Origin of the sequence: Mycobacterium sp., assembly GCF_035603715.1 — a bacterium.
Taxonomy (GTDB): domain Bacteria; phylum Actinomycetota; class Actinomycetes; order Mycobacteriales; family Mycobacteriaceae; genus Mycobacterium.
This window is the reverse complement of sequence record NZ_DATNJW010000491.1, coordinates 1-5,316: the sequence shown is the minus strand read 5'-3', so window position 1 is coordinate 5,316 and position 5,316 is coordinate 1. Positions and strand designations below refer to the sequence as shown.

Genomic DNA, 5,316 nt, shown 5'->3' with positions numbered 1-5,316 from the left:
AAGGCCGGCATCGTCGGTATGACCAAGGCGGCATCGAAGGAACTCGCCCACCTCGGTGTCCGGGTCAACGCGATCCAGCCCGGCCTGATCAGGTCGGCAATGACAGAAGCGATGCCGCAACGGATTTGGGACGCAAAAGTCGCGGAGGTGCCGATGGGGCGAGCCGGCGAGCCCAGCGAGGTCGCCAACGTCGCGTTGTTCCTGGCCTCCGATCTGTCGTCATACATGACCGGCACCGTCCTCGAGGTGACCGGCGGGCGGCACCTGTGAGCACTCGCGAAGCGGTGATCTGCGAGCCGATTCGGACCCCGATCGGTCGCTACGGGGGAATGTTCAAGTCGCAGAGCGCTGTTGAGCTCGGAGTAGCCGCTCTCACCGGGCTGCTCGAACGGACTGGTGTTCCACCCGAGGCGGTACAGGACGTCATCCTTGGGCACTGCTATCCCAACAGCGAGGCGCCGGCGATCGGACGGGTGATCGCCCTCGACTCAGGTTTACCGGTGACGGTGCCCGGCATGCAGGTAGATCGTCGCTGTGGATCGGGCCTCCAAGCGGTCATCCAGGCAAGTCTCCAGATCAGCGCCGGTGACCACGATCTCGTCGTCGCCGGTGGCGCGGAGAGCATGAGCAACGTCGCGTTCTACTCCACCGACATGCGCTGGGGCGGCGGCCGCGGCGGCGTACAGGTGCACGACGGATTGGCGCGCGGACGCTCCACCGCCGGTGGTCGCCACTATCCGGTGCCCGGCGGGATGCTGGAGACCGCGGAGAATCTGCGCCGCCAATACAACATCTCGCGTCAGGAGCAAGACGAACTCGCCGTGGCATCGCACCAACGGGCGGTGGCTGCACAGAAGGACGGCGTCCTCGCCGAGGAGATCATCCCGGTCACCGTACGTGGCCGACACGGACAGGAGGTGATCGACACCGACGAGCATCCGCGGGCCGACACCACGGTGGAATCGCTGAGTAAGCTCAAACCGGTTCTGCTCAAGGATGATCCGGAAGCGACGGTGACCGCGGGAAACGCCAGCGGTCAAAACGACGCGGCCTCCATGTGTCTGGTGACCACCCCGGAGAGGGCCGCCGAACTCGGCCTCACCCCGCTGGCCCGGCTGGTGTCCTGGGGCGTCGCAGCCGTGCCACCCGACGTGATGGGAATCGGCCCGGTACCGGCCACCGAGCTCGCCCTGGCCAAGGCGGGCCTGGAATTGAGCGACATCGACCTCATCGAACTCAATGAGGCGTTCGCCGCACAGGCACTTGCCGTGATGCGGGAGTGGGGCTTTGGCGCGGCGGACCGGGAGCGGACCAACGTGCACGGCTCGGGTATCTCACTGGGCCATCCGGTCGGCGCGACCGGTGGCCGGATGCTGGCCACGCTGACCCGCGAACTCAATCGGTGCGGCGCGCGCTACGGGCTGGAAACCATGTGCATCGGCGGCGGACAAGGCCTTGCCGCGATTTTCGAGCGAGTCGGGCCGCAGTGACGACGCCCTTGGCCGATCTCACCGTCATCGAGGTCTCAAGCTTCGTCGCTGCGCCGTTGTGCGGAATGACGTTGAGCCAGTTGGGCGCCAAGGTGATTCGGATCGACCCGATCGGCGGTGCGTCCGACACTCAGCGGTGGCCGGTTACCGCTAACGGCACGTCCATCTACTGGACCGGGCTGAACAAGGGAAAGCGGTCAGCCACGGTTGATTTGCGATCAACTGAGGGACAAGACCTGGTCCAGCGACTGATCGTCGAAGGCGACGGCGTGGTGGTTACCAATGCCGCGGGGCTGTCCTGGCTGTCATACCACACGCTCGCCGCAAAACGTCCCGACCTGATCCATCTCCAGGTCCTCGGCCGTCATGACGGCTCAACCGGTGTGGACTACACCGTCAATGCGGCAACGGGATTCCCGTTGGTGACCGGCCCGGTGAACCACGCCGGTCCGATCAATCATGTGCTGCCGGCGTGGGACGTCTGCTGTGGTCTGTATGCCGCGCTCGCCGTCATGGCCGCGGTGCGTCGCCGCGACCGGTCCGGGGCGGGCGCCCAGATCAGTCTCGCGTTGGAAGACGTCGCGTTAGCCACCGCCGGCAATCTCGGCCTGCTGACCGAGCCTCAGGTGAACGGCACTGAACGTGAACGCCTGGGCAACGCGATCTATGGGCAGTACGGTCAAGATTTCACCAGTAGCGATGGCGTCGCTTTCATGATCGTGACGCTGACCAAACGTCATTTTCAAGACCTCGTCGAGGTATCCGGCACGGGTGCAGCCATTTCCGCGCTGGCCGGCTCACTTCGCGCGGATTTCACCGACGAGGGTGTTCGCTATCGATACCGCGAGGTGCTCAGCGGACTGTTCGCCCCGTGGTTCGCAGATCACACGGCCGACCAGATCACCCGGGCGTTGTCGGCCACCAGTGTGTTGTTCGAGCGCTACCAGAGCTTCGCCCAGCTTGCCAACGACGAACGCGTGACGGCCAATCCGCTGTTTACCCGGCTGCACCAGGACGGTCTGGGGGACTACCTCGCGCCCGGGATGCCCACCGTGTTCGACGGCGGGCATTTCACCAGCGAGCCCGCACCGAGACTGGGTGCAGACACCGCCGAGGTACTCACCACGAGCCTGGGGCTGACTACCGCCGACATCACGCGTCTGACCGATGCGAAGACCATCGCCTGCTAGCGAGAAGAAGGGCGCCTGATGACCAAACTTGCCGAGACCATCGGCCTCACCGACGTGCAAACCGAGATCATCTCCACGGTAAGGCAATTCGTGGAGAAGGAAATCATCCCCAATGCGCCCGAGCTGGAGCGCACCGACACCTATCCGCAAGCGATCGTTGACCAGATGCGGGAAATGGGTCTGTTTGGATTGATGATCCCGCAGGAATACGGCGGATTGGGCGAGTCGCTGCTGACCTACGCGCTGTGCGTCGAAGAATTGGCCCGCGGGTGGATGAGCATCTCGGGGGTGCTCAACACTCACTTCATCGTCGCTTACATGCTGCGCCAGCACGGCACCGACGAGCAGAAGCAGCGCTTCCTGCCGCGTATGGCCGCTGGCGAGATACGCGGATCGTTCTCGATGTCGGAGCCGGAGTTGGGCTCTGACGTCGCCGCGATCCGCACTCGTGCAATTCGGGGTAGCGACGGCGACTACACCATCAATGGCCAGAAGATGTGGCTGACCAACGGGGCCAGCTCTAGTTTGGTGGCGGTACTGGTTCGCACCGATGAGGGCGCAGAGGCGCCGCACCGCAATCTGACCGCCTTCCTGATTGAGAAGCCGACCGGATTCGGTGAGGTGTTACCCGGTCTGCTGATACCGGGCAAGATCGACAAGCTGGGCTACAAGGGGATTGACACCACAGAGCTCATCTTCGACGGATACGCAGCAAGCGCCGACAACGTCTTGGGCGGCGTGCCGGGGCAGGGCTTCTACCAGATGATGGACGGCATCGAGGTTGGACGTGTCAACGTATCGGCCCGGGCGGTCGGGGTGGCCATCCGCGCGTTCGAGCTCGCCGCGCGCTACGCCCAGCAGCGTCACACCTTCGGCAAGCCGATCGCCGAGCATCAGGCCATTGCCTTCCAAATCGCGGAAATGGCAACCAAAGTCGAAGCCGCCCACCTGATGATGGTCAACGCGGCTCGGTTGAAGGATTCTGGTGAACGCAACGACGTCGCGGCGGGCATGGCGAAGTATCTGGCCAGCGAATTCTGCTCGGAAGTCACCCAGCAGAGCTTCCGCATCCACGGTGGGTACGGCTACTCCAAAGAGTATGAGATCGAGCGGCTGATGCGCGATGCTCCGTTCCTGCTCATCGGCGAGGGAACCAGCGAGATCCAGAAGTCCATCATCAGCAAGCGGCTGCTCGCCGAGTATCGGATTTGACCGTGAGCGTCCCGGATTTCGCCGCGCGGCCCCAGCTGTCCGAAGACGTTGCGCGCTACGTCCGCAAGCGGATCTTCGATGGCACCTATTCGGCGGGCGAGTACGTCCGTCTGGATCAGCTGGCGGCGGAACTCGGGATCAGCGTCACGCCGGTGCGGGAAGCGCTCTTCGAATTACGCGCCGAGGGACTGCTGGCACAGCAGCCGCGTCGTGGGTTTGTGGTCCTACCGGTCACCGAACGCGACCTTGCCGATGTCGCCAATTTGCAGGCACACGTCGGCGGTGAGCTCGCCGCGCGAGCCGCGGTCAACATCGACGACGACCAACTGCGCGAACTGAAAGGAATCCAGGCTGAGCTCGAGGAAGCGTACGCGGGCAACGATATCGAGCGAACGGTGCGGCTCAACCACGAGTTCCATCGGGCCATCAATGTGGCCGCCGAGTCGCCGAAGCTTGCGCAGATGATGTCGCAGATCACCCGGTATGCGCCGGAATCCGTTTTTCCCACCATCGCGGGCTGGCCCGGTCAGTCGATCAAAGACCACCGCCGCGTGGTGGCAGCGCTGGCCAAACACGACAGCGAGCTGGCCCGCAAAGCCATGTCGGATCACCTGGCCGCCGGCGCGGCTCCGCTGATCGACCACCTCGCTGAACACGGGGTCGTCGATTCGACCTAGTGTCGTGAATCATTAATTCACGAGCTGCTCGTCGGTTGCGACGAGGGTTCGTCGAGATCGACGCTGGCGCGAAGAAGTGCGAGCAACCCGCACGCTAGCGTCGATCTCGACTGCCGAAACACCCATCCGCTGTGACAAGTGCGCTAGCACAGTGTCGGCGAATCAGTGACATTCGACCTAGCCGGGCTGCGCGCTATCCGTGGCGGCGAGCAATTCGCGGAGCCGTCGGACATCGACCTTGCCGGTCGGACCTCGCGGAATCATGTCATCGGAATCGACCAGCAGCCAGACTGTCGGCACTTTGAACGAGCTGAGCACGGTGCGCGCCGATGCGCGGAGCTTCTCCGCGGTCGTCGCGGCGGTGTCGCACACCACCGCCGCGCCCACGTGATCTCCCCGCCCGCCAGCCAGATTGGTGACGAAGGCGTTGTCGACCCCATCGATGTCACGCAGCGCCTGCTCGACTTCGGTCGGAAAGACAGTCGCCCCGCTGACTTTGAACATGTCATCGGATCGACCGTGGTAGAACAGGAAGCCGTCGTCGTCGAGCCGGCCGAGATCCCCGGTGCGCAGCCAATCACCCGTGGTTGTGGGGGCGTCGCCGCCGCCGACGTAGCCGGCCATCGCCGACCGGGAGCGGACCCAGATCTCGCCCGGTTCACCGCTCGGCGTATCGATGCCGTCCGGGGCGACGATCCGCAGCTCGACGCCGGGCAGCGGCTTGCCGACCGTGTGCAGCTTCACGGC

6 protein-coding genes are annotated in these 5,316 nt (G+C 64.5%); 5 read left to right on the top strand and 1 reads right to left on the bottom strand.

All coding sequences use genetic code 11. From position 1 onward, the window contains the following. The 5 genes from VN856_RS20530 to VN856_RS20510 all read left to right on the top strand — a co-directional run. A partial coding sequence (locus tag VN856_RS20530) for an SDR family oxidoreductase (RefSeq protein WP_325692360.1) occupies nucleotides 1-270 on the top strand: 270 nt, incomplete at its 5' end. Then, the gene (locus tag VN856_RS20525; RefSeq protein ID WP_325692358.1) at nucleotides 267-1,490 is read left to right on the top strand and encodes an acetyl-CoA C-acetyltransferase; all 1,224 of its coding nucleotides are present in this window, start codon (nucleotides 267-269) and stop codon (nucleotides 1,488-1,490) included. The genes VN856_RS20530 and VN856_RS20525, both read left to right, overlap by 4 nt. Further along, on the top strand, nucleotides 1,487-2,680 hold the full coding sequence (locus VN856_RS20520; protein ID WP_325692356.1) for a CoA transferase: 1,194 nt from the start codon (nucleotides 1,487-1,489) through the stop codon (nucleotides 2,678-2,680). The genes VN856_RS20525 and VN856_RS20520 overlap by 4 nt, the downstream gene beginning before the upstream one ends. A gap of 18 nt (nucleotides 2,681-2,698) precedes the next feature. Beyond that, a complete protein-coding gene (locus tag VN856_RS20515; protein ID WP_325692354.1) occupies nucleotides 2,699-3,892 on the top strand; it encodes an acyl-CoA dehydrogenase family protein in 1,194 nt (397 codons plus the stop codon). A 2-nt stretch (nucleotides 3,893-3,894) separates the two neighbouring features. Then, the gene (locus VN856_RS20510; RefSeq protein WP_325692352.1) at nucleotides 3,895-4,569 is read left to right on the top strand and encodes a GntR family transcriptional regulator; all 675 of its coding nucleotides are present in this window, start codon (nucleotides 3,895-3,897) and stop codon (nucleotides 4,567-4,569) included. Between the two features lie 177 nt (nucleotides 4,570-4,746). Here the strand turns inward: VN856_RS20510 and VN856_RS20505 are convergent. Further along, the coding region (locus VN856_RS20505; protein WP_325692350.1) for a fatty acid--CoA ligase family protein at nucleotides 4,747-5,316 on the bottom strand (570 nt) is incomplete at its 5' end.

Bases quoted from the DNA above. Each gene is read 5' to 3' on its own strand.
- VN856_RS20515 (WP_325692354.1), top strand. From the start codon at position 2,699: ATGACCAAACTTGCCGAGACCATCGGCCTCACCGACGTGCAAACCGAG.